This window comes from Peribacillus sp. NPDC058075, assembly GCF_042885195.1.
Classification (GTDB): Bacteria; Bacillota; Bacilli; order Bacillales; family DSM-1321; genus Peribacillus.
The window spans coordinates 2,142,617-2,163,965 of record NZ_JBHVSL010000001.1; the positions used below are offsets into that span (position 1 = coordinate 2,142,617).

19 protein-coding genes, 1 pseudogene and 1 riboswitch are annotated in these 21,349 nt (G+C 40.0%); of the genes and pseudogenes, 5 read left to right on the forward strand and 15 right to left on the reverse strand.

Annotation, left to right across the window (positions count from 1 at the left end; genetic code table 11):
* Positions 1–133: 133 nt before the first annotated feature.
* Complete coding sequence (locus tag ACFVS1_RS10620; protein WP_352924680.1) at positions 134–757, forward strand: chromate transporter; 624 nt, start codon at positions 134–136, stop codon at positions 755–757.
* A 49-nt stretch (positions 758–806) separates the two neighbouring features.
* Positions 807–1,352 carry a chromate transporter gene (locus ACFVS1_RS10625; RefSeq protein WP_387547122.1) on the forward strand — a complete coding sequence of 182 codons (546 nt, stop codon included), beginning with the start codon at positions 807–809 and terminating at the stop codon, positions 1,350–1,352.
* Positions 1,353–1,660: 308 nt separating this feature from the next.
* On the opposite strand, the gene ACFVS1_RS10630 is transcribed toward ACFVS1_RS10625, so the two are convergent.
* The 4 genes from ACFVS1_RS10630 to hutG all read right to left on the reverse strand — a co-directional run bounded on the left by ACFVS1_RS10630 (position 1,661) and on the right by hutG (position 5,661).
* Complete coding sequence (locus ACFVS1_RS10630; RefSeq protein ID WP_352924900.1) at positions 1,661–2,965, reverse strand: Na+/H+ antiporter NhaC family protein; 1,305 nt, start codon at positions 2,963–2,965, stop codon at positions 1,661–1,663.
* 193 nt (positions 2,966–3,158) lie between these two features.
* A riboswitch (SAM riboswitch) is annotated at positions 3,159–3,266 on the reverse strand.
* A 266-nt stretch (positions 3,267–3,532) separates the two neighbouring features.
* The gene (locus ACFVS1_RS10635) at positions 3,533–4,204 is read right to left on the reverse strand and encodes an SOS response-associated peptidase (RefSeq protein ID WP_387547125.1); all 672 of its coding nucleotides are present in this window, start codon (positions 4,202–4,204) and stop codon (positions 3,533–3,535) included.
* 60 nt (positions 4,205–4,264) lie between these two features.
* Positions 4,265–4,420, reverse strand: coding sequence for a hypothetical protein (locus ACFVS1_RS10640; protein WP_153246094.1), 156 nt, complete (start codon positions 4,418–4,420; stop codon positions 4,265–4,267).
* 284 nt (positions 4,421–4,704) lie between these two features.
* A complete protein-coding gene (gene hutG, locus ACFVS1_RS10645; protein WP_387547128.1) occupies positions 4,705–5,661 on the reverse strand; it encodes a formimidoylglutamase in 957 nt (318 codons plus the stop codon).
* Positions 5,662–5,785: 124 nt separating this feature from the next.
* Here hutG and ACFVS1_RS10650 point away from each other — a divergent pair, with 124 nt between their 5' ends.
* The gene (locus ACFVS1_RS10650) at positions 5,786–6,688 is read left to right on the forward strand and encodes a LysR family transcriptional regulator (RefSeq protein ID WP_352924671.1); all 903 of its coding nucleotides are present in this window, start codon (positions 5,786–5,788) and stop codon (positions 6,686–6,688) included.
* A gap of 139 nt (positions 6,689–6,827) precedes the next feature.
* Here the strand turns inward: ACFVS1_RS10650 and ggt are convergent, their stop codons facing one another.
* The 4 genes from ggt to ACFVS1_RS10670 form a co-directional block, all read right to left on the reverse strand.
* Positions 6,828–8,903, reverse strand: a complete 2,076-nt coding sequence (gene ggt, locus ACFVS1_RS10655) for a gamma-glutamyltransferase (RefSeq protein WP_387547131.1) — start codon at positions 8,901–8,903, stop codon at positions 6,828–6,830.
* 218 nt (positions 8,904–9,121) lie between these two features.
* Complete coding sequence (locus tag ACFVS1_RS10660; RefSeq protein WP_387549290.1) at positions 9,122–11,098, reverse strand: TRAP transporter permease; 1,977 nt, start codon at positions 11,096–11,098, stop codon at positions 9,122–9,124.
* 10 nt (positions 11,099–11,108) lie between these two features.
* Complete coding sequence (locus tag ACFVS1_RS10665; protein WP_387547133.1) at positions 11,109–11,615, reverse strand: DUF1850 domain-containing protein; 507 nt, start codon at positions 11,613–11,615, stop codon at positions 11,109–11,111.
* An 85-nt stretch (positions 11,616–11,700) separates the two neighbouring features.
* Entirely contained in the window at positions 11,701–12,675 is a 975-nt protein-coding gene (locus tag ACFVS1_RS10670) for a TAXI family TRAP transporter solute-binding subunit (protein ID WP_387547136.1), read from the reverse strand.
* 439 nt (positions 12,676–13,114) lie between these two features.
* Between ACFVS1_RS10670 and ACFVS1_RS10675 the strand changes: the two genes are divergently transcribed.
* Entirely contained in the window at positions 13,115–14,026 is a 912-nt protein-coding gene (locus ACFVS1_RS10675; RefSeq protein WP_387547139.1) for a LysR family transcriptional regulator, read from the forward strand.
* 207 nt (positions 14,027–14,233) lie between these two features.
* On the opposite strand, the pseudogene ACFVS1_RS10680 reads toward ACFVS1_RS10675, so the two are convergent.
* The 6 genes and pseudogenes from ACFVS1_RS10680 to ACFVS1_RS10705 form a co-directional block, all read right to left on the reverse strand.
* A pseudogene (locus ACFVS1_RS10680) lies at positions 14,234–14,526 on the reverse strand (winged-helix domain-containing protein); the annotation flags it as partial.
* A 479-nt stretch (positions 14,527–15,005) separates the two neighbouring features.
* Complete coding sequence (locus ACFVS1_RS10685) at positions 15,006–15,998, reverse strand: NAD(P)/FAD-dependent oxidoreductase (protein ID WP_387547142.1); 993 nt, start codon at positions 15,996–15,998, stop codon at positions 15,006–15,008.
* 217 nt (positions 15,999–16,215) lie between these two features.
* Positions 16,216–16,464, reverse strand: a complete 249-nt coding sequence (locus ACFVS1_RS10690; protein WP_352924660.1) for a ferredoxin — start codon at positions 16,462–16,464, stop codon at positions 16,216–16,218.
* Between the two features lie 70 nt (positions 16,465–16,534).
* A complete protein-coding gene (locus ACFVS1_RS10695) occupies positions 16,535–17,329 on the reverse strand; it encodes an alpha/beta fold hydrolase (protein ID WP_387547145.1) in 795 nt (264 codons plus the stop codon).
* 200 nt (positions 17,330–17,529) lie between these two features.
* On the reverse strand, positions 17,530–18,318 hold the full coding sequence (locus ACFVS1_RS10700) for an SDR family NAD(P)-dependent oxidoreductase (RefSeq protein WP_387547148.1): 789 nt from the start codon (positions 18,316–18,318) through the stop codon (positions 17,530–17,532).
* Positions 18,319–18,671: 353 nt separating this feature from the next.
* Positions 18,672–19,010, reverse strand: coding sequence for an MFS transporter (locus ACFVS1_RS10705; protein ID WP_387547151.1), 339 nt, complete (start codon positions 19,008–19,010; stop codon positions 18,672–18,674).
* A gap of 132 nt (positions 19,011–19,142) precedes the next feature.
* Here ACFVS1_RS10705 and ACFVS1_RS10710 point away from each other — a divergent pair, with 132 nt between their 5' ends.
* Positions 19,143–20,165, forward strand: coding sequence for a hypothetical protein (locus ACFVS1_RS10710; RefSeq protein WP_387547154.1), 1,023 nt, complete (start codon positions 19,143–19,145; stop codon positions 20,163–20,165).
* A gap of 242 nt (positions 20,166–20,407) precedes the next feature.
* Here ACFVS1_RS10710 and ACFVS1_RS10715 read toward each other — a convergent pair whose 3' ends face one another.
* Positions 20,408–21,163, reverse strand: coding sequence for an IclR family transcriptional regulator (locus tag ACFVS1_RS10715; protein WP_387547156.1), 756 nt, complete (start codon positions 21,161–21,163; stop codon positions 20,408–20,410).
* Positions 21,164–21,349: the final 186 nt, after the last annotated feature.

Below are 21,349 nucleotides of genomic sequence, written 5' to 3' on the forward strand. Positions count from 1 at the left end.
TAAAACGGATAAATCTTCTGGGTATAACGTTTTGTTATACCCGATGATTTTGTTGCAATTTACGCATCCCTTTTTCTTTGATATGTTAATAATAAGATTTAAACAAAGCATGCAAAGGAAGTGACTGAGGTCAATGAAAGGGCAATGGAAAATTCTATTCCAATTATTTTGGACCTTTTTTAAAATAGCACCTGTCACATTCGGAGGCGGGTTTGCGATGATTCCTTTAATCGAAAAAGAAGTGGTCGAAAAGAGAAAATGGATGAAAAGCGAAGAAGTTACGGATGTTTTTGCGTTATCTCAGTCCGTACCGGGAGCAGTCGCCATTAACTCCGCCACCTTTATCGGCCATCGGATTGCCGGAATGAAGGGGGCAATGGCAGCCATGATCGGTGTTTCATTACCTACCTTTTTAATTGTTCTGTTCCTCGGCATTTTGTATTTTTTCATTCATGATAACCCGAAGATAGAATCCGCATTCGTAGCGATCAGAGCTTCCATAGTAGCCATCATCGCCTATGCGGCCATCAAGATTGGTAAAACGGCTATTGTAGATAAAACAACTTTCTGTATTTTACTAGCAGGAATTCCAGTCCTTTTCTTTCTGCACCCTGTGATGGTTATAATAGCAGGAGCTGTAGCTGGTATTGTGACCGTCTCCATTAAGAGAAAATTAGGTTACGATGTCAAGATGGACAGAAAAGATATAGGAAATGAAGAAAATGATTTCGAACCTTTTATGGGTGCTGGCATATAGGTATATCAAAAGTAGGGTCTAACTAATTTTGAAGAAAGCGTGTGATAGAATGATGGAGTTGTGGGAGTTGTTTAGCACCTTCTTTATTATCGGCTTTGTATCGTTTGGAGGCGGATACGCCATGATTCCCGTAATAGAATCGGAAGTCTCACAGCATGGATGGATGACGACGCAGCAATTTGCTGATGTCATCGCCATTTCCGGTATGTCCCCAGGACCTGTCACTGCCAATAGTGCCATTCTCGTTGGCTATTCTACTGCCGGATTTGCAGGAGCTATATCATCTGTTGTCGGAATCTTGCTTCCTGCTATTATATTCGTAACCGTTATAGCCACCTTCTTTAGCAAATTGAATCAATACTCAATTATTCAATCCATGTTCTATGGACTAAGACCCATTGTCACTAGTTTAATCCTCTTTGCAGCGATCAGCTTTGCACTTTCCAATCATATGATAGCGTTGAACTTTTCATGGCATACGATAAGTTTATTACTCGTTTTTGGATTATCGTTATTTGCCCTAATGAAATTACGCTGGCACCCAGCCTATGTAATTATTCTTTCTGGTTTAGTTGGAGTCGTCCTCTATTCATGACAAATTTCGCACACACAACCATTATCATTTTGGACCGGAATTAAGCAGATAAATTGAAGACTCACTTAATTACTTTTAAACATTGATACTATATTCGTGCGATAAAACTCGATTATGTTTATGTATGTAACCCATACAGAAAACACCCTGTATCCAATGATTCAGGGTGTTCAGACTGTAGACAAACACGATGAAAATCTAGATTGTCTACAGTTTTTTTAGGGGTTTGTACAATTTGAACGTTGATTGGAACGTAGCACTCGCTTTTCCCGCAGGAGTCTCGCACATCCTTCCCAATCAACTTTGTTTTAGTTCTTCGATCCATCATTTCCCGGCTGAAACCGTGGAAAACCAATCAGGATGGCAATGACGCCGCAAAGTCCAATTAGTATTGGGTAATATGAATACTGCAGGATGCTTATCGGAGAAATCTTTGCTACCCCTGCTGCAACAAGCAGTTGTGCTCCATATGGTATCAACCCTTGGATACAACATGCAAATATGTCAAGCAAGCTCGCTGATTTACGCGGATCAATCCCATACTTTTCAGCGATATTTTTGGCAAGTGGCCCGGCAATGATAATCGAAATCGTGTTATTTGCCGTTGAAAGGTTTGTCAAACCAACAAGCCCCGCGATGCTGAATTCCGCGCCTTTTTTTGATTTGCTATTTCGGGTCACTAGGTGGAGTAGATAATCGATGCCACCATTATGTTTGATGACAGCTACCATACCTGCAATTAAAATGGCAAGGAAGGAGATTTCATACATTCCCGCCATTCCTTCTCCAACTTTTTGGATGACACCCAATGGTTGATAACTTCCGTCTGCCAACCCGATAATTCCGGCAAAGACGATTCCGATGGAAAGGACCAAGAACACATTGACTCCTGCCAATGCAGTAATCAATACGCAAAGATATGGAAGAATCTTCACCCAATTATAAGACTGTTGGGAGATGTCGGCTTGTTCACCCATCGTTAAAATTCCCAGGATGGCACATGTGATGATGGCCGCAGGTAAAACGATGAAAAAATTCACTTTAAACTTATCCTTCATTTTCGTTCCCTGAGTTCGAACTGCAGCGATTGTCGTATCTGAAATGAAGGAAAGGTTATCCCCAAACATCGCACCACCAATAACGGCCGCCATTGAAAGGGCAAGCGAAATATCTGTTTGCTCACTAATCCCGACCCCGATAGGTGCCAGTGCAACAATCGTTCCCATGCTTGTCCCCATGGATAAAGAAATAAAACAAGCAATAATGAAAATCCCTACCATTAATAGATTTTGCGGAAAAACAGCTAAGGCAAGATTCACTGTTGATTCAACTGCCCCCATGCCATTGGCAACTTCGGCAAATGCGCCAGCTAAAAGAAAAATGATAACCATTAACATAATATTGGCGTCCCCGGCACCTTTACAGAAGATATCAACCTTTTGATTGAATGTCTCTTTCCGATTCATTGCCAATGCAGCTGCCGAAGCAATTGAAATCGCTACAATCACCGGAAATGAATAAAAATCTTTAGTGATGATTCCGGACCCTATAAATAAAATTAAAAATACGACAAATGGGATCAATGCCCATGGATTCCCTTTATTGTTTGCAATCATGATGTACACCTCTTTTTATTTTCCCCGTGACATGTGTCACAGCTCTTATCCTATTAACAGATTTTGCAAATAACACCAGTTCGAATTTGATTATCAAGTCATGGAGCTATAGCCAAGAAACTGTCAGCATAAAAAAGACCCCTTCTATGATAACAACAAGAAGAGGTCTTTTAATTTATAAAAAACACTCTTCTTATCTTTCAGGCGAAACTCAGCCTGCTGGATTTGGCACAGCACTCCTATTAAGTCCGCTGCCGAGACATCTTCGGGCCAGTCCCTCCGTCTCTCTTGATAAGAAGATCTAAATTATATAATTTATCAAAATTACGATGTCAACCAGAAAAGAACCAGGATGAAAAGTTGCCAAAACCAATCTAGTTTCTGGAAAGTCGTTTTGAAAAGCAAATATAAGAGTACAGCATTTTGTCTATTTTCGCAAGGATTAGTTTTACATTACTTCTCATGCACTCCTTACTGGTTATAAAGAGATCTTGACATATGCAGTTAATCAGTTATTTTCATTTATCGGACAGAGTTCATATAAAAAAGAGGTCTAATGACCTCTCAGCAAATTTGTTGTATTAGGGTCGATGAATTATTCTTGGTCGAGTTCACATCAGTCGATACCTCAAAGGCTTCCATCTGTTCCGAATCGAATGACTTTAAATACTGCTGCAGATATGCTGGATCATTATTGGTTGGATTCAACCAATCTTTTTCATCTTCTGGTTTAAGGATGACAGGCATACGATCATGAATGCTAGTCATTAGCTCATTAGGAACGGTTGTTATAACGGAGCACGAATAGACGCTGATGCCTTCAGGAGATTTCCAGGATTCCCAGATACCCGCCATTCCAAATGGAGCATGATTCTTCAGTTTTATTCGCATCGGTATTTTTCTTTCCGGTGTCTTCTTCCATTCATAAAAAGAGTCAGCGATTATCAAGCATCTCTTCCTCATATACGCATTCCTGAAGCTTGCTTTCTCTGCAATGGTTTCCGCTCTGGCATTGATCATCTTGTAGCCCACTTTTTCGTCTTTTGCCCAGAAAGGAATGAGTCCCCACCGAAGATATCCAAGTCGATTCCTTGCCCCGTCATTAATGACGGAGAGCACGGATTGGGAAGGAGCAATATTGTAGCTGAATTGGTATTCCTCATCAAACGATCCTTGAATATCAAACCGATCTTTTATTTCTTCAATGTCAGTGAAAAGAGTAAAACGTCCACACATACTATCGCCTGCCGTATTAGAATTTATTACAGTGTAACAAATCGCTCGGACAGGCACAAATCAGCGTTCTAAAATCCTGATGTCGGTAAATGGTTGATTAAATAATTCGCTGGAAATCAAAAGAGTTCCAAGGACTTCTCTTTCATCTTCAGCTTTAATGATTTCCGACAAGATCAAGGTACTGCCATTCCTGACCGTCACTTTATATTCATTCATAAAAAACCCCCCCTAGATGGTTGTTATTATAAACCAAAAACCCACAAGTATCAGTAGTGAACTTTGGCAGAGTCATAGTTAATCCTATAACGGGTAGGCAAGCAATGGCCTGGACTGGACCATTAACCCGTGTAAATAAGCGTAAAAAAGACCGTCCATGAATGATTCACGGACAGCCCTGGTGCTGTCATAGGTTTTAGCCTCTACTGATAAATGATCATGGAGATAACTTGGAGGAAATCTGGACGGACCAAATTCGAATTGCCCTCTTCCATGTCCATTCATTATTTAAAATGCAGCAAAACTTCATTTATTAAATGTGCTGCCAATGTTACGGTTTTATTATTTTCGTCCAACGAAGGATTCACTTCCGAAATGTCAAAGGAGAGAATCTTTTCATTTGATACGATATGCCTAATAATCGCACGGACCAATTTCGGATTCAGTCCAAACGGAGATGGTGCACTTACCCCAGGTGCGTAGGCTGAATCAATAACGTCCGAACATAATGTAAGCATAATGCAGTCATATATATTAACGAATTCATTTATCCGCCTCTTTGTTTCATCCATTTCGTTCAATGACAAATCTTCTTCCAATATGTAGTCGACCTTACTTCTCTCAGCCGTTTCAAAAAGTGCCTTCGTATTCCCCTGCTTCTGAATTCCGACACATAAATATCCACAACTTTGATCTTCGTCCAAAATCTGCTTAAACATCGTTCCTGATGAACTTTCTTTTTCATAAGGCCTCATATCAAAGTGCGCGTCAATATTAATGATCCCCAATTTAGCTGTTGGTCCAATGGATTTCCTAATCCCAAGATAATGGCCATACAAGGTTTCGTGTCCTCCCCCAAGTATGATAGGAATCGCTTTAGCCTCCAATATTCTGTCAATAGCCGATCCCAATTCGAATTGGGCGGCCTCCATCTCCGTACTTTCACATATGACATCGCCAGCATCCACCAGCTCGGTATGGGGCGGTAAATGACAGGGTAATTTCGCCAAGTACTGCCTAATATGATCAGGACCCTCTGCAGCACCAACCCTGCCTTTATTCCTTTTGACGCCTTCATCACATTTGAAGCCAATCAACCCAAAGGTCTTTGATGCATTGGAAGAGATGGCTAATTCCGATATCGGAGCCAACCGTACTCTTTGGTGGTATCTGAAGCTGTCCATGTCAATTTGGGAGTCCATTCTTCCATTCCAATAGTTTGAAGTCGGATTTGTATACATAATTTCTCCTTTATTTAAAAAATTCCGAAATATCTTTTTTAAAAATTATAAATGAGATAATATATAATTACCAATACAAAAATTCAATATATCTATAGTTTAAAGCTATAGTAAGGAGAGATAAATGGATCTTCGTCAACTTCGGTATTTCACTACCACCGTCCAGGAAAAGAATTTTTCAAAAGCGGCAAAAATGCTGCATATATCACAACCTTCCCTAAGTAATGCCATAATGAAATTAGAAAATGAAGTTAGTTTACAGCTTTTGGAACGTAACACAAGGGGTCTTGATCTTACGGAAGCAGGAGGTCTTTTTTATGCGAGATCTGTTGATCTGTTAAGAAGATTCGATAATATGCAAGTGGAGCTTAAGGAAATGAAGGATGTTGGAAGCGGAACAGTATCTATAGGTTCCATAGAATCATTCAAATTTTGGTTCCCGAAGATAATCAGGAATTTCAAAATCAATTATCCTAATATTCATATAAAAGTAAAGGAAATATTAGGGGAAGAGAAAGTTTTCGATTCGTTAAATCGGTATAATGTTCATTTCACCATCACGAACCAGCCCATCAACAATGATGAAATTCTGTCCACTCCCCTTTATAATGAAAAATTCATGCTTTTGATCCATAAAGATGACGAGTTAAATGAAAAAGAGTCCATCACTTTCCAAGACATTGCAAAGAAAGAATTGATCATCAGCACAACTGGATTTCAAACAAGAGATGATATCTTAAAAGCATTTAAGGATGAAAATGCAATTCCGAATATCCTATACGAAATAGAAAGACTTGAAACGGCTTGCAGTTTGGTGGAAGAAGGTCTTGGGGTTACAATTTTACCGGAAAGCTATATAAAATCCGCTGCAACCCCCAATACTGCAATTCGTGCGATTGATTCGAATTTTTTGGAAAGGACGGTTTACCTGGCCTTTTTGAAAGATCGATATCTATCTCCTGCTGTATGTAAGTTAGTCGAGGACATACATTGCTTTTTTAGGAATGATGGTAAGGTTGATTCCTAAAAAAGAATTTCAACGGTTCATTGAATAATGAGCAATAAAACATTCCCCTTATGCACATTGCACAAGGGGAATGTTATATTGCTCTTGGCGCCATTTACATCTTGGTAAAGGTATTTCAGTCTATTTTTCCAGGATAAAATTAATTCGTGACACTGCCATCATCGTCTGGATCTTCAATATCAGCCGGATCTTTTTCCAAAAGTGCAACTTTGTCTTTTTCGTTCCATTTTGCTTTATATCCTAATGATTTTGCGACTTTTAGCACCGGTAAGTAGGACTTTTTATCTGGTTTAATTGTTTTTAAATCCATTGATTCAATTGCACCCAAACCTAGAAGCAATTTGTCTGATTGGATATATGGTTTTCCATCAATCAGTTTCATTTGTTTTGCTGTGTAAGGATAAACGGCTCCATTCACTTTTAAGGTAAACGGCCCCTTTTTTTCTTCTTTCATTTCTCTTGGCTGTTTCGATTTATAGGAAAACCCATCCACACCGAGAACTGTTCCTTCTCTTGTATTGTCGGCACCCCCATACATTCTTTCCCTTTCATAATCATAAATAACAGCTTGCACATTTCCGATATGCTGCGGTTTTTCTTCATAAACATGCCCTTTTGCCATTAACTCTAACCTTGTATTTTGATCGATTCCCGGTTCCCATCTAACTGTCGGATAGCCAGCAGAGTAAACACGCGGCGTAAGTATCGCATCTTGAATGGTCATTTGATGATCAATCACATTCATAATCGTTTCAGATACCGATGCTATAATCGTGGCTCCACCCGGTGACCCGATGGCCATGAAAGGGTTGCCATCTTTTAATATGAAGGTCGGTGACATACTGCTTCTTGGTCTTTTTCCTGGTTCCACCTGGTTAACGCCACCCGGTGTGGCATCAAAATCAGTCATTTCATTATTAAGCATGAAGCCATAATCAGGTACCATGATACCTGAACCGAATACTTGCTCGATCGTAGTCGTATAAGAAACCATATTTCCCCACTTATCCATTACAGAAAAGTGAGTCGTTTGTCCGATCGGTGTTTTCTCTTCTTTTACCTTCTCCATTGAAACCGGTTCTTGACCTTCGTACTTCCACGGATCGCCTTCTTTGACATCGGCTGTTGATTTATTTGGATTGATGAGTTTTCTTCTTTCTTTTATATATTCTTCATCTAATAGTCCTTTAGTGGGTACATCATAAAAATCTTCATCAGCCATATATGCAGCTCGATCGGCAAAAGCCAAATGCATGGCTTCGGTTAGATGATGAAGATACTCAGGAGAGTTCGCCCCCATCTTTTGCACATCGTATCCTTCCATAAGCTCAAGAATCTGTTGGACAGTCAAGCTGCCTGAACTTGGGGAAGCCGCCCCGACCACTTCAAATCCCCTATATTCCGATTTAATTGGCTCCCTCTCTTTCACCACATAGTTTTCCAAATCTTCAGTTGTCATCGTCCCTTCACGTTTTTGAACTTCTTTTGTGAGGGCTTCCCCTATTTCACCTTTATAAAAAACATTTGAACCTCGTTTTTTTATTAACTTAAGAGTCTTTGCCAGATTAGGCTGAATGAGGGTGTCTCCCTCTTCCAATGGCTTTCCGTTAGGCACAAATACTTTTGCGGCTTCTTCGTTATTTTCTAATTTTTTTACATTTTCATCGATATATTGCGCCGTTATCCAATTGACCTTAACCCCTTTTTCAGCTTGTTTAATGGCAGGGTCCATAACTTGAGATAATTTCAATGTTCCATATTTCTCCAGGGCAGCTTCCATCCCCTTAAGGGTTCCAGGAACACCGACAGCTTTTCCAGTTGTGTGCCGTTTACTAAAAGGTACGGGTTTTCCCTTTTCATCTAAAAATAGTTTAGGCGTAACATTTTGCGGTGCCATTTCGCGGCTATCGATCATCGTTATTTTATTTTCTTTCTTATTATAAATCATGATAAAACCACCGCCGCCGATTCCAGACATCATCGGTTCAACTACATTTAACGATAATTGGATGGCTGCTGCTGCATCGACTGCGTTTCCACCTTGTTTTAATATCTTTATGCCCGCTTCAGCCGCTAAAGGGTGGGAAACTGATACGATTCCTTTTGTTGCTCCTTTTTTCATTGAAGTATCCACTCCAGGGACACTTGCAAAAGCTGGTGTGATCATGCAAAAGAAACTGAAAGTAACTAAAATAAAACTTTTTATACATTTCATGAATTAGTCTCCTTTCAAATTAAAACCAATTAGGGTTTTACCATAATGAAACTGAAAATACGAGCAGATGACGCTAGTAGGAATATGCTTGTTTTTCTCGAGAAAAGCAGTCTGCACATTCCGATTGGGCATTGTGTTCTCAATAATGTTTCACTTCAAAAAATCCCCCCCGAATGGTTCTGCTCTATCATTTACTTTTAAGAATAATATTCTTAGACTCAATTTTTCTCTATGCTTTGGTTATTTCCCATGATGTTGGGGCTGTCGTGATTGTCACTCTTCCAAAGATATTGTAAAGCCAGTAATACGATAAAAGTGGATACCCCAATGATGTCGGATATCGTTTCAGGATAGATTAATAGTAAACCAACGATTACAGCAAGGACTCTTTCTAACCAGTGCATCCCCCTCATCCAGTAACCTATAACACCCGCACCAATTGCTATCATGCCTGACATTGCTGTAAGTACGACCCAGGCAACCTCCATCCAAGTTGTATCGATCATCAGCATTTGTGGGGAAAGAACAAAAATATATGGAATGATAAATGCAGCGATAGCAAGTTTGGATGACTCAATTCCCGTTTTTATCGGTTCACCGCCTGCCACCCCTGCCGCTGCAAATGCGGCTAAAGCAACTGGGGGAGTAATATCTGCTATAATGCCAAAATAGAAAACGAATAAATGTGCAGATAAATCAGGAACACCAAGCAAAATGATCGCAGGAGCCGCAATCGTCGATGTGATGACATAATTAGCGGTCGTAGGTGAACCCATTCCTAATATAAGTGCCGCCACCATAGTTAGCATCAGTGTTGGAATCAAATATCCACCAGACAAATCGATCAAACCATTAGCCAGCTTCAGCCCTAATCCGGTTTTCGTAACGATTCCTACAATAATGCCTGCTGCTGCGGTAGCAGCTGCAACTGCAAGTGCCGTTCGGGCTCCATCCACCAATGCATAAATGATATCGATGAATTTCATGCGGACATCCTTGTTTATGAAACCCACAAGAACCGAGATTGCAATCGAATATAGTGCTGCATGTGTAACCGTGATATTCAGCATGAGCAATAAAATAATGGCAAGGATCGGTATAAGTAAATAAAATTTGCCGAACACTTCCTTTTTACTTGGCATCTCTTCTTTCGTTAACCCACGCAGCCCAAGTCGTTTCGCTTCAAAATGGGTCATGATCCAAATTCCTGAAAAGTAAAGGATTGCTGGAATCGCAGCCGCCTTTGCTATATCCCAATACGTTATCCCATTCCCAATGAACTCAACCATCAAGAATGCCGCCGCCCCCATTACCGGAGGCATCAATTGACCGCCTGTCGAAGCGGCTGCCTCCACTGCCCCAGCGAATTCCTTCTTATATCCAAGATTTTTCATCATCGGTATCGTGAATGCTCCCGAAGTGACAACATTAGCTACAGAACTTCCGCTAATCGTTCCTTGAAGAGCACTGGAAAAAATCGCGACCTTTGCAGGTCCCCCTATCCTTCTGCCGGCAATGGCGGTAGAAAGATCATTGAAGTATTGACCGACACCTGTTCGGACTAGAAAGGATCCAAACAGTAAAAATAGGAAGATGAATGTCGATGACACCGCTAACGGAGTGCCTAAAATGCCCTCTGTCGAGAAGAACATCGTTTGCACCATCCGTTCCAGAGTCAAACCGCGATGTGCGAGGAATCCTGGCATATACTGTCCAAAAATTCCATAGAAAATGAATATCAAAGCAATGACCATAATGGGAAGCCCCACTGCACGCCTGGTTGCCTCCAAAACGAGGAGAATGGCCATTAAACCAACGGCAAAATCCAATGCGCCCAAACGTCCTACATTCATGACGATATCTTCGAAAAACAAGGGCCAATATGCACCTACCCCGATACTAAGGATCGCTAATATGATATCGTACCAGGCAATTTGAAACTTTCCTTTTTCACGCTTCTTCCGGTTTGCGGGAAATAGTAAAAATACTAAGGAGAGTGCAAACCCTAAATGTATCGTCCGTTGGATTTGTGCTGTAAAAACACCAAAAATGGCCGTATATAATTGGAATAGCGAAAAAGCGAGGAGCCCAAAAAACGCGATGTGGCCCAAGACACCAGTTAATTTCCTAGTCCCGGCTTCCGGATCATATTTTTCCAATAACTCCTGCTGTTCCGCTTCGGTTAAATATTTCATTTTTTCATTATCAGACACTAATCTTCACTCCCTTCAACTGTTCCCACAATGAAATTCTTTCCGATGAAATCCTGACCCATGTTCCTGGTTTAATGAAGTCTGCCAATGTGTATGTTTTTTCATCATATATTAAACGATGGTCAGCTTTAACTTGTCCTACTCGTAAATCGATATGGGTGAAATTGCGTTTCATATTCTTTATGAAATAGGTACCGTCTTTTTCTTCAAATACTTCTTCCCCCTCCGCATTAGAAGGCATACCGACCGCAAAATCATGATAAGAAAGTTCAGTTTGTTCGATTTGCTTATCCGATAAACGATATGATTCCAAAACATCCGTGAGGTGGATGGAGTGTGTATACTCAATCTTGAATTCTTTTTCTTTTTTCAAAGGAACGTATGCGATTAATTCCCCTTGATCCTCAAAGGAAAAGGCAATTACATGCTTATAAGGAATAAAGAATAATAAAGCGATGAGCAGAGGTATACCAAATGCCATGAATCTCTTGAATTTCATAGGTACCCCTTTCAAAATCAGATCTCCCATTCAGAAAAAAACGAAGCCGATAGGCCACATAGAGCGAGCTACCGACACAATTGCATTACTTGGAAACACCTTTTTCTTTAAAGTATTTTGCTGCTCCAGGATGCACTTCCATTTCCCCTAATCCTTCTAGGGCAGTTTCTGCTGTAAGGAACTTGCCTTTTGCATGTGTGATTTGATCTGTGTTGTCATAAACAGCTTTAGTCATTTCATAAACTAAATCTTCATCAAGATCCTTTGTAACCACTAACATCGCTTTAACTGCAACTGTTTTTACCTCGGATTTGATTTTGTACGTACCACTTGGAATTGTATCTTCAGCATAGTATGGATACTTTTTAACCAATGCTTGAATTTTGTCCTCTTCAATAGGCAGGATCATGATATCATTTTGTACGGATAGCGCCTCAACTGCACCTGTTGGTGTTCCGGCAGTAATGAAAGCTGCGTCAATATTTCCTGCTTGAATTCCTTCGGCCGACTCATCGAAGGACAGATTTTGTCCTTTAATATCTTTCTCAGACAAACCATGAATCTCCAGGATTTGCATGGCATTGATATATGCACCGGAACCCGGAGCACCTACTGAGACCTTTTTACCCTTTAAATCCTCAATTGATTTAATTCCGCTTTTTGCAGTCGTTACAATTTGAACAGTTTCAGGATATAGAGAGCTGATCGCCATTATATTGTCAATGGGTTTCCCGTCGAACATTTCCGTTCCTTCAAGTGCATATGCCGCGATATCCGTTTGCGAAAAAGCGATTTCAGCCTCTCCAGCCCTTAACGTTTCCATGTTTTCGGCGGAGGCTCCAGATGTCTGAGGTGTTATGTTCGCTTTTGTTTTATCGGAAATGATTTTTCCAATTTGTCCTCCGAGCGGATAGTATGTACCTCCCGTACCACCAGTCAACAAACTCAAATTTTGGTTTCCGCTGTCCGAGCCACCTGTTTTACTGTCTCCGCAGGCAGTGATTATACCGGATACCGTCAAAATCATGACCAATAAAAAGCACTTATGAAATTTTTTCATAAAACTCCCCCTCATGTGTTTTCATCATCTGTAAAAGATGATAATGTTATTATTCTACCGACCATCTCGATTTCCCTTTTTTTACAAAATTGGACATATGCCCCATAAGGACTAACAAAATATTAATAAGTCATATAGAAATCAAATCTCCAAGCTTGAATGTGTAAAAACACCTATTAAAAACAAGGAAAATCCGCTATCAAATAGTCATATTTTACCTTTTATTACCTATTCTTCCTTTATTTAAGGATAATATTGACTCTTCCATTTTAGAAATATATTATTGTTATAAACTTATAAGTAGATGTTATAAAAGTGATCTTCCTAGCCTTTAATCGTTATATCCAGCATTGTTTGAGAGGGAATCAACTATCCAACCCTTTCTTTTACCCGCCATTCTAGCTCAGTATTTTCAAATCCAACTGAAGTGGGTGATTGTTTGAATTTCCTATCCCTCCGCTATTTCATAGAGGTTTCTAACCATCTTAGTTTCAGCGAGGCTTCCAAAACCCTGCATATATCCCAGCCCGGACTTAGCCAACAGATTTTATCCCTCGAAAAACAATTAGGCTTTAAACTATTGAATCGAACCACAAGAAAAATTACGTTGACGGAAGAAGGAGAGTACATCTATAAAAAACTTGCTCCTTCCTTTGAAGATATTGAGAAAACAGTGAATTACATAGTTGAAAATAAAGCCCTCCCCAAGCCTAAATTGAAGATTGCTACCGTCCCCTCTGCAGCTAGTATATATATCCCGAAGTTATTGAAAAAGATAGTGGGGGAATACCCGGATACAGAATTTCACGTGCATGAAACAACATCCTCAAGGGCTGTAAAACTCGTAAACCAACAAAATTATCACATCGGTTTCATCCGAACGCCCATTCACAGTAACATCATTGCCAATGAAGGATTAAGCATGATTGAATTCATGAGGTTCCCTTTACAATTAGTCGTCTCCATTGATCATCCACTGGCCCAAAAGGATGCGATACATTTATACGAAGCAAAAGACGAACCTTTTATCCATTATGATGCCGATCAAGCACACTCCCTTCAATTCCTTTTGGAAAAAGCTTGCCTGACTGCTGGATTTTCACCTAAAGAATTATGTAAAGGCTCTGAATTACTGACGATCGCCAATCTAATATCCAATAACCTCGGCGTAGCCCTCATGCCGGAAGATATGGTGAGTTTGTTGGGAAAAACCCAAGTCAAAGCCTTGAACATCGATAACTCGGAATTATCCAGTTCCATATCGGCAGTATGGAAAAGCACGGATGCATCCATTCTGACCAAGCATATTTTGAAAACGTTAGAGAATGATCACGATTTTAAAGATATATGAGGTAGTAAAAATGTTGCGAAAAAAATTCGGAGTGAAAAAGGGTCAATTATAATCTGTATAAAAAAGCCCCATTTCTCTTGTGATACTGAGAAATGGGGCTATAAAAATTGTAATATCAACTCTTAAGCTTCTTATTGGCGTTGGGGCGGGACCCCTTCCATCACTTATTAAAACCTTGAAATTGCAAACTCTTCTTATAGGTAGTGACTAATTATATCCATGCATAGCATGCTTTGACTTAAGAAAATATAAATACTCCATCCCTTCAGCAGTGATCTTAGTGCCGGCCCTTCCTCTGCCTTTGACGACAAATCCTTCGATTTCCAAAATATCCAAGCGGCGGCGGATTTGCGGAGGGGACAAGACAAAGTCCGATTCTTGACTCTGACTAGCAATAAGTTCTCGACTTGCCGCTTTTCCTTATCGTTGTATTGCTTGATTACTTCCAAGATGAAAATTCGCTCATGAATTTCCAGTATACTTTCACAGACGGGATAATTTGCCGTAACCCTTCCTTCACCATTGGGCAGGATCCAAACCGGCAATGATGCAGATATTGTGCTATTGCAAAAGGAAACTATGGCAATTGTCACTGTAATGGCAAAAGGACAAGTTATGGTAGACAAGGGAATTCCGTTGATAAAAGGGACATTTGAATGAGTTTAGACAGGATACCCGTTATCGAAAAATTTTCACGTCTCGGATTAATATTGTGAAGAATCGTTAAAGGGGAGTTACTTAAAAAAAGTCGAATTCCTAATTTTGAAGGAATTCGACTTTTATTTTTTACAGTCATCATAGCCTGTCTCCTTTGTTGAACTATCAACCTGTTAGTTCATTAGGCAACAAAACCTGAAAAGCCTCTATTTACTTTTCATTTCCATTAAATTCAGGACAATCGCCCACCCCTATCCATCTTAAAGGGTCTCGCCTATGTACTAATTCATTTCTTCAGAAGAGCCTTGTAGCTAGATAGAGGTCAGCCAAATAAGGAAGTACTATGCAACGGCTGAACTTTCGCCATCGGGTCAATATAGGCTTTGGCATTATTGACTGCCGTAGGACCTTCACCAAATCCGGAAGCAATTAATTTAACCTTTCCATCATACGTACAAATATCCCCGGCCGCGTAAATGCCTGAAATGTTCGTTTCTTGTTTGGAATTTACGATAATTGCATGTTTATTGATGTTTAGACCCCATTCTTTAATCGCTCCAAGAGAAGAGACAAAGCCGTAATTAATAATTAAATCATCTACGTCAACCACTTCTTTTTGTTGCGTCTTTGTATGCTCTAAAACAATTTGAGTAATTTGATCTGCTCCAACCAGCTCGGAGGGAATATAAGGTGTTTTGACCTCAACGGAGGAATTCACTAATTTTCCCACACTATGTTCATGGGCACGGAATTTATCTCTTCTGTGAATCAATGTTACCTTTTTTGCAATCGGCTCTAACATAAGGGCCCAATCAACAGCAGAATCCCCACCGCCTAGAATCACCACTTTTCTTCCTTTAAATTGGTTCATATCATTCACGAAATAATGCAAATTCTTATTTTCGAACTGTGTTGAATCTTCCAATTCCAGTTTACGGGGTTGAAAGGCTCCATTTCCAGCAGTAATGATTACTGATTTAGAAAAATGAGTATCGAGGTTTGTGGTGATCTTAAATGTTCCGTCTTCTTGCTTTTCCATCTGTTCAACTGCTTCTTCAAGACAAATGGTTGGTTCGAATACTTTCATTTGTTCTTTTAAATTCTCTATCAATTCCTGCGCCCTTACTTTTGGAAATCCAGCTATATCATAAATGAATTTTTCGGGATAAAGAGCCGAAAGCTGTCCTCCCAATTGAGGAAGACTTTCAAGGATTTTCACCTTCGCTTGCCTCATTCCGCCATAGAACGCCGTAAACAAACCAACTGGGCCGCCGCCAATAATTGTTATGTCATAGACCTTTTTATCTTCTGTCAATGTAATCACTCCTAGTTTTTCTAAGTTGATTGCTCATACTAAATATAATTTATTGGTTGTAAGGGATGTACTAGCCTACAAGTAATTCTTCCTTTTTCCAATTCCAGAAATGATGGATAAGAGCAATTGAATATCCACCCTTTCAAGGACAATCTGGATATGTCACCACTTTATAAATCTATAAAGCTATTATCTGTCACAAACGCACAAAGAAATATTATTCAAATTTATTAGGATTACCACCAAAGGATACTTGAGCCACTTTAATAGAATCAGTTGGACATCCTTCTGAAGCATCTATCATATCTTCCTCAAGTTCTTCAGGTATAATCGCTGCCCCAACATTATTATCCAATATAACAAACGCAATACCTTCCTCATCGTAATCATAAATATCCGGCGCCGAAGCACCACAAGCTCCGCAAGCAATACAAGTTTCTTTATCCACGATTGTATAATTAGCCATTTTTTCTATCCATTCCTCTCTCTAAGCTAGGCCCTGTTTTTTTCACTAAAGTATTTATAGAAGCCTTTTCCTACTCAATATCTTTCAAAAATTCCAAAATGCTCGAATTAAACTTTTGAGGATTTTCCTGATAACACAAATGCCCGCCTTCTGGAATGATCACGAGCCGGGAGTTCATTAACTCTTCATGAATTGCTTCCGACTCCTTTATAGGAGTTACCCTATCCAACTCACCACAAATTACAAGAACAGGGACATTTATATGAGACAACAAACTCATTTGATTTAGATGGTAAAGTGAGTTTGCTACCGAACGATATCCTGCCGGTCTTATCTGTGTCATAATCTCTTTTACTCGTTTATAGACTTTTTCTGAAGCATGGGGAGATAGCAATGCATGTATCCTCTTTTCCGCGATCTCCTCAGTAGAATGGTTGTCAATTGAAAATAATCGATTTTTCAATTTCGTCTCGTTCTCCTCTGGCGTTAGAGCAGCAGCCCCTCTGGTCGAATCGGCTAATATAAGTTTATTAATCTTATCAGGGTACAGGTTACAGAACTCTATTGCGATTGCCGCTCCCATTGAATGGCCAAGCAGATGGATTTTTTCCAACTTTAGCTGATCTAGCATACCGTTCAAAATACGTGCAAACTCTTTAAAATACTTAAATTCTTTTGCTGGATCTGAACTTTTCCCATAACCCGGTGCATCCCAAGCAATTACTGTATAATGCTCCTTTAAATCTTGGATTTGCTCCTTCCATGACTGTGAATTATTACTCATGCCGTGTAATAATACTAATGGTTCTCCACAACCTTCTATTTCATAATGAATGCTTAGATCGTTTACTTTTACGTATGGCATACTATCAATCCCCTTTTAAGGTGAATCTCTGATTCTTATAACACCTGTACTTGAAATCTCTTTCTAAAAAAATTTTATATTTCGCTTGGAACTAGCTTTCGTTTCTATTATGAAAGTGCTTCCTATCCTGAAGTTAAGCAGGAAATTCCACTTCCGTTCCCTACTAATTTAGCTAAAACAGTATTAAAAACTGTGCCAGCTTAGCCAAGTCCTCGCACTGACAATCCGCCATCGCTGGAAATGACCTCACCGGTAATTGCTCGTGATTCGTCGGAAGCTAACAGTACATACGCCGCAACGTGATCTTCCGGCATCTGGGCAAGTTGAAGAATATTCCGTTTTTTAATGCTGCTTGCTTTCGTATCATTATCGACGATTTTCACAAAGGGGCGCAGCGGCGGGATCACCGTGAGTGCTGTCAATGTCCCCCCTGGGGCTACCGCATTTACCCTGATGGAAGGAGATAGTTCGAACGCAAGCTGGCGCATCAATCCAATTTGGGCGTGTTTACTTGCTGTATACCAAACACCGCCGCCATCTGGATAAAAGCTTGCACCGGAGACGGTAAAAATAATATTGCCATTAGTTTTTTTCAGTTCTTCAAGAGCGGCTTTCGCCCCGAAAAAAGAGCCTTTTACGTTAATATTGAGAAGGAAATCAAACGCTTCGGAAAGCGCCTCAGGAGTCACATCGGCAAATTTGGCAAATCCATCGAACACGCCGGCATTCGCAACGAACACATCCAACTTTCCGAATTGCTCAACAGTAGCTTGGACCGCTTGCTCATTGTCTTCGTATTTGCTTACATCTCCCTGATATGTAAGGATATTTTCTCCAAATTCTTCCTTCATTTTCGCTAACGTGTCTATGGAGCGGCCGATAATGCTCACTTTTGCTCCTTCTTGTATAAAACGGCGTGTGACAGCTTCCCCTATTCCAGAAGCCCCCCCTGTAATCCATACGACTTTATCTTTTAAGGCCATGTCCATTGTCTCCACCCCTTCTGCTATCTTTCAACCGTTATGAACGGTTATCCTAAGATCGGTTTCTTCAAGTTTACGGTCTTGCAAGCGAGCATTTTCTTTTTCATAACGATCACATTGTGTTTTATACATAAAACAGTGTTTTTTATATAAATAATTCTAAAATGTAATCGCTTTATTGTCAATGTAAAAAAACTGAAACAATCGTTAGGGAATACACGATCCATATCAATCTGCGGTTATTCTTACTACTGTGGCACTCGTCAAGAAGTATAATTTTTTTTTTTGGTTTCTCAGTAAGATTCTAGCGCCCCTCTTACCGAGAAACCCTTTTAAAAAACATCTTAACTTTTTAGCGCTTATAGTGATACTTTGTTTCCTGTCGCATTACTTAGGTGATATTCGGCAACTTCTTGTTTAATCATGAATAAGTACGCCACAAACCCAAGAATGGCTGCTACAATCAGCATGGCAATGGAGGGACCAAAATCACCGCCAGACAAATCGCGGCTCCACCCCATAATGTAGCTTGAAAATCCACCCATAATATTTGTGAATCCCATTAAACCGGCTGCGCGGCCGGCTGTTTCAGGTGTTGAAAATTTGATGATGAAGAAATTGGTCAGGTGAAACATTCCTCCTTGAGTTCCCATGGCGAGCCCCATGGAAACGCCAGCGACATAGAAGTGATTCTCCACTACTTCACCTCATTCATTGCCGTCTTTCCTTTTATAACGATTCATTATAAATATATAAAAATTAACTATTTTTATTATTTATCTGCCAATGTTAGCATTTTGTTATAAGTTATTTGAAAGGATGATAGATGAATGGCTATGCACTATTCTGAATTCGCAGTATTCGGGCTGGGCCCCATCGGAATTGAAATTCTACGCTCCGCTTATCAAACGAACCCGAAATCGATTATCGGTGTTGTCGATATTGATCCCGATAAGGTTGGAAAGGACATTGGGTTACTACTCCATGAAAAGGAAACGAACAAGTGTGTAGTCTCTCATATACGGGATGTAAATATTGAAAGTGAACACCCTATCGCCCTACATGCAACCGGTTCCGACGCACAACAAGTATGGCCCCAAATCAAAGAGCTTCTAGATCACGGCTTTTCAGTGGTTTCCACCTGTGAACAACTTTCCTTCCCTTGGCATCGCTACCCCCTACTTGTAAAGGAAATAGATGATTATGCTAAAGCTAAAGGGCTTAGTGTCATTGGGACGGGAATCAATCCAGGGTACATCATGGATACTATGGCCATTTCATTTACAACAGTATTGACTACGGTTAACCAAATTAAGGTCAATCGTAAAGTAGATGTTTCGAAAAGGCGCCTCCCCTTACAAAAAAAGGTCGGAATCGGGATGACCAGAGAAGAGTTTGAATTTTTAGCTGAACGGAATAAAATTGGGCATGTAGGTCTTGAGGAGTCTGTCAGGTTAATCGCTTATGGACTGAATTGGAATCTTTCAAGTGTTATCAATACCATCGAACCAGTAATTGCAAGCGAAAATATGACTGTTCCGCTAACTGCCTTAAAGTCAGGAGATGTTATGGGGCTTCATCAAATTTCCACTGGCAAGACTGTGGACGGAAAGGAAATTTCCTTGGATTTAACGATGTCTGCAGGTATTAAACAGGAAGATGAAATCGTAATTGAGGGTAACGAAACCCAAAGAATGATTGTTCCAAACGGCATCTTTGGAGATACCGCAACTGCTGCAATGATTATCAATACCGCTAAGCAAATTGATGCGCTCCGTAAACCAGGTTTACTTACAATGGCCGACATCGGGGTGCCGAGGAATATAAATCAATCAGACTTTGTGCGTATGTAACGGCTATTGCGATGTTAGAAAAGGTGAACCCCGAATGGTTCACCTTTTCGTCCTGGCTCAATTTCCTCCGAAATCAAGAACGATTCTTTTTAAGAAATGTTTGCAGATAAGCACTTCCAAATAAAGCTGCAAACCATGCCAGCATGACAAAAAACCACCATAAGCGGTGGTTCTGTTTTATACATGTGAGAATCGACCATTTTATGTAAGTTATCTTATTTCAGAAAAATATTTTCCAATAATTAATGTGTTTGAGAACCAAGTTTCACGGAAATGGCTTTGGCAGCTTTCGTTACTTTGTCAATCAATTCAGGCAAGCGATCTTCCTGAAATCTTGCTTCAATCCCAGCGACACTAATTCCAGCTACTATTTCACCTTTACCATTGAGTATCGGTGCACTCACCGCTTTTGTATAATCCTCAAGTTCTGAGGAAGTTATCGTGTAACCCTTCATTTTCGCTTCATCCAAAGCGTGACGGAGTTCAGTTTTATCCGTTATCGTTCCAATGGCGATTGGTTTTAATTGAATGCTTCCCAAATAATTTTCACGCTCTTCTTCTGGCAAATACGCTAGGATGATTCGAGAATCTCCAGCATACAATGGCGAACGCCTTCCAATGGATGTATAAAGTCGAACAGGATGCAGGGTGTCCACCTTTTCAATATACATCGCTTCATCCTTATCCCTCACAATTAAATTCACTGCTTCTTCAACATCATCCCGAAGGTCTTTCATGATGGGATAGGCGATTGACCTGATATCCAAACGCTCCCCTACCAGTTGGCCAAACTGCAGGAATATCAGTCCAAGTGAATAGTGGCCATCATCGTCCTTTGTTAAAAACCCCATTTCTTCCAATGATCCTACCATACGGTGTAATGACGTTTTCGGCAAATTGGAAAGCTCCATCATTTCATTAAAGGTCAGTTTTGGATGATTTATGAAAAGGGTTAGGATTTGCATGGATTTCACGACCGTTTTGTTATGTGCCTGCATACATTGTCTCCTTTCATGATACATGTTTCCTTACCTATCATTCTATTATAAAACATGGAAGAAAGGATGTAATGGAAATAACCGTATTCATTATTTTATCGTGAATGCTCTGACGGTATTCTCATTTGATTTTCAGGCATTATTTTCAATTTGATTGAATAAGCCCATGGAACGAGCATTAATGGG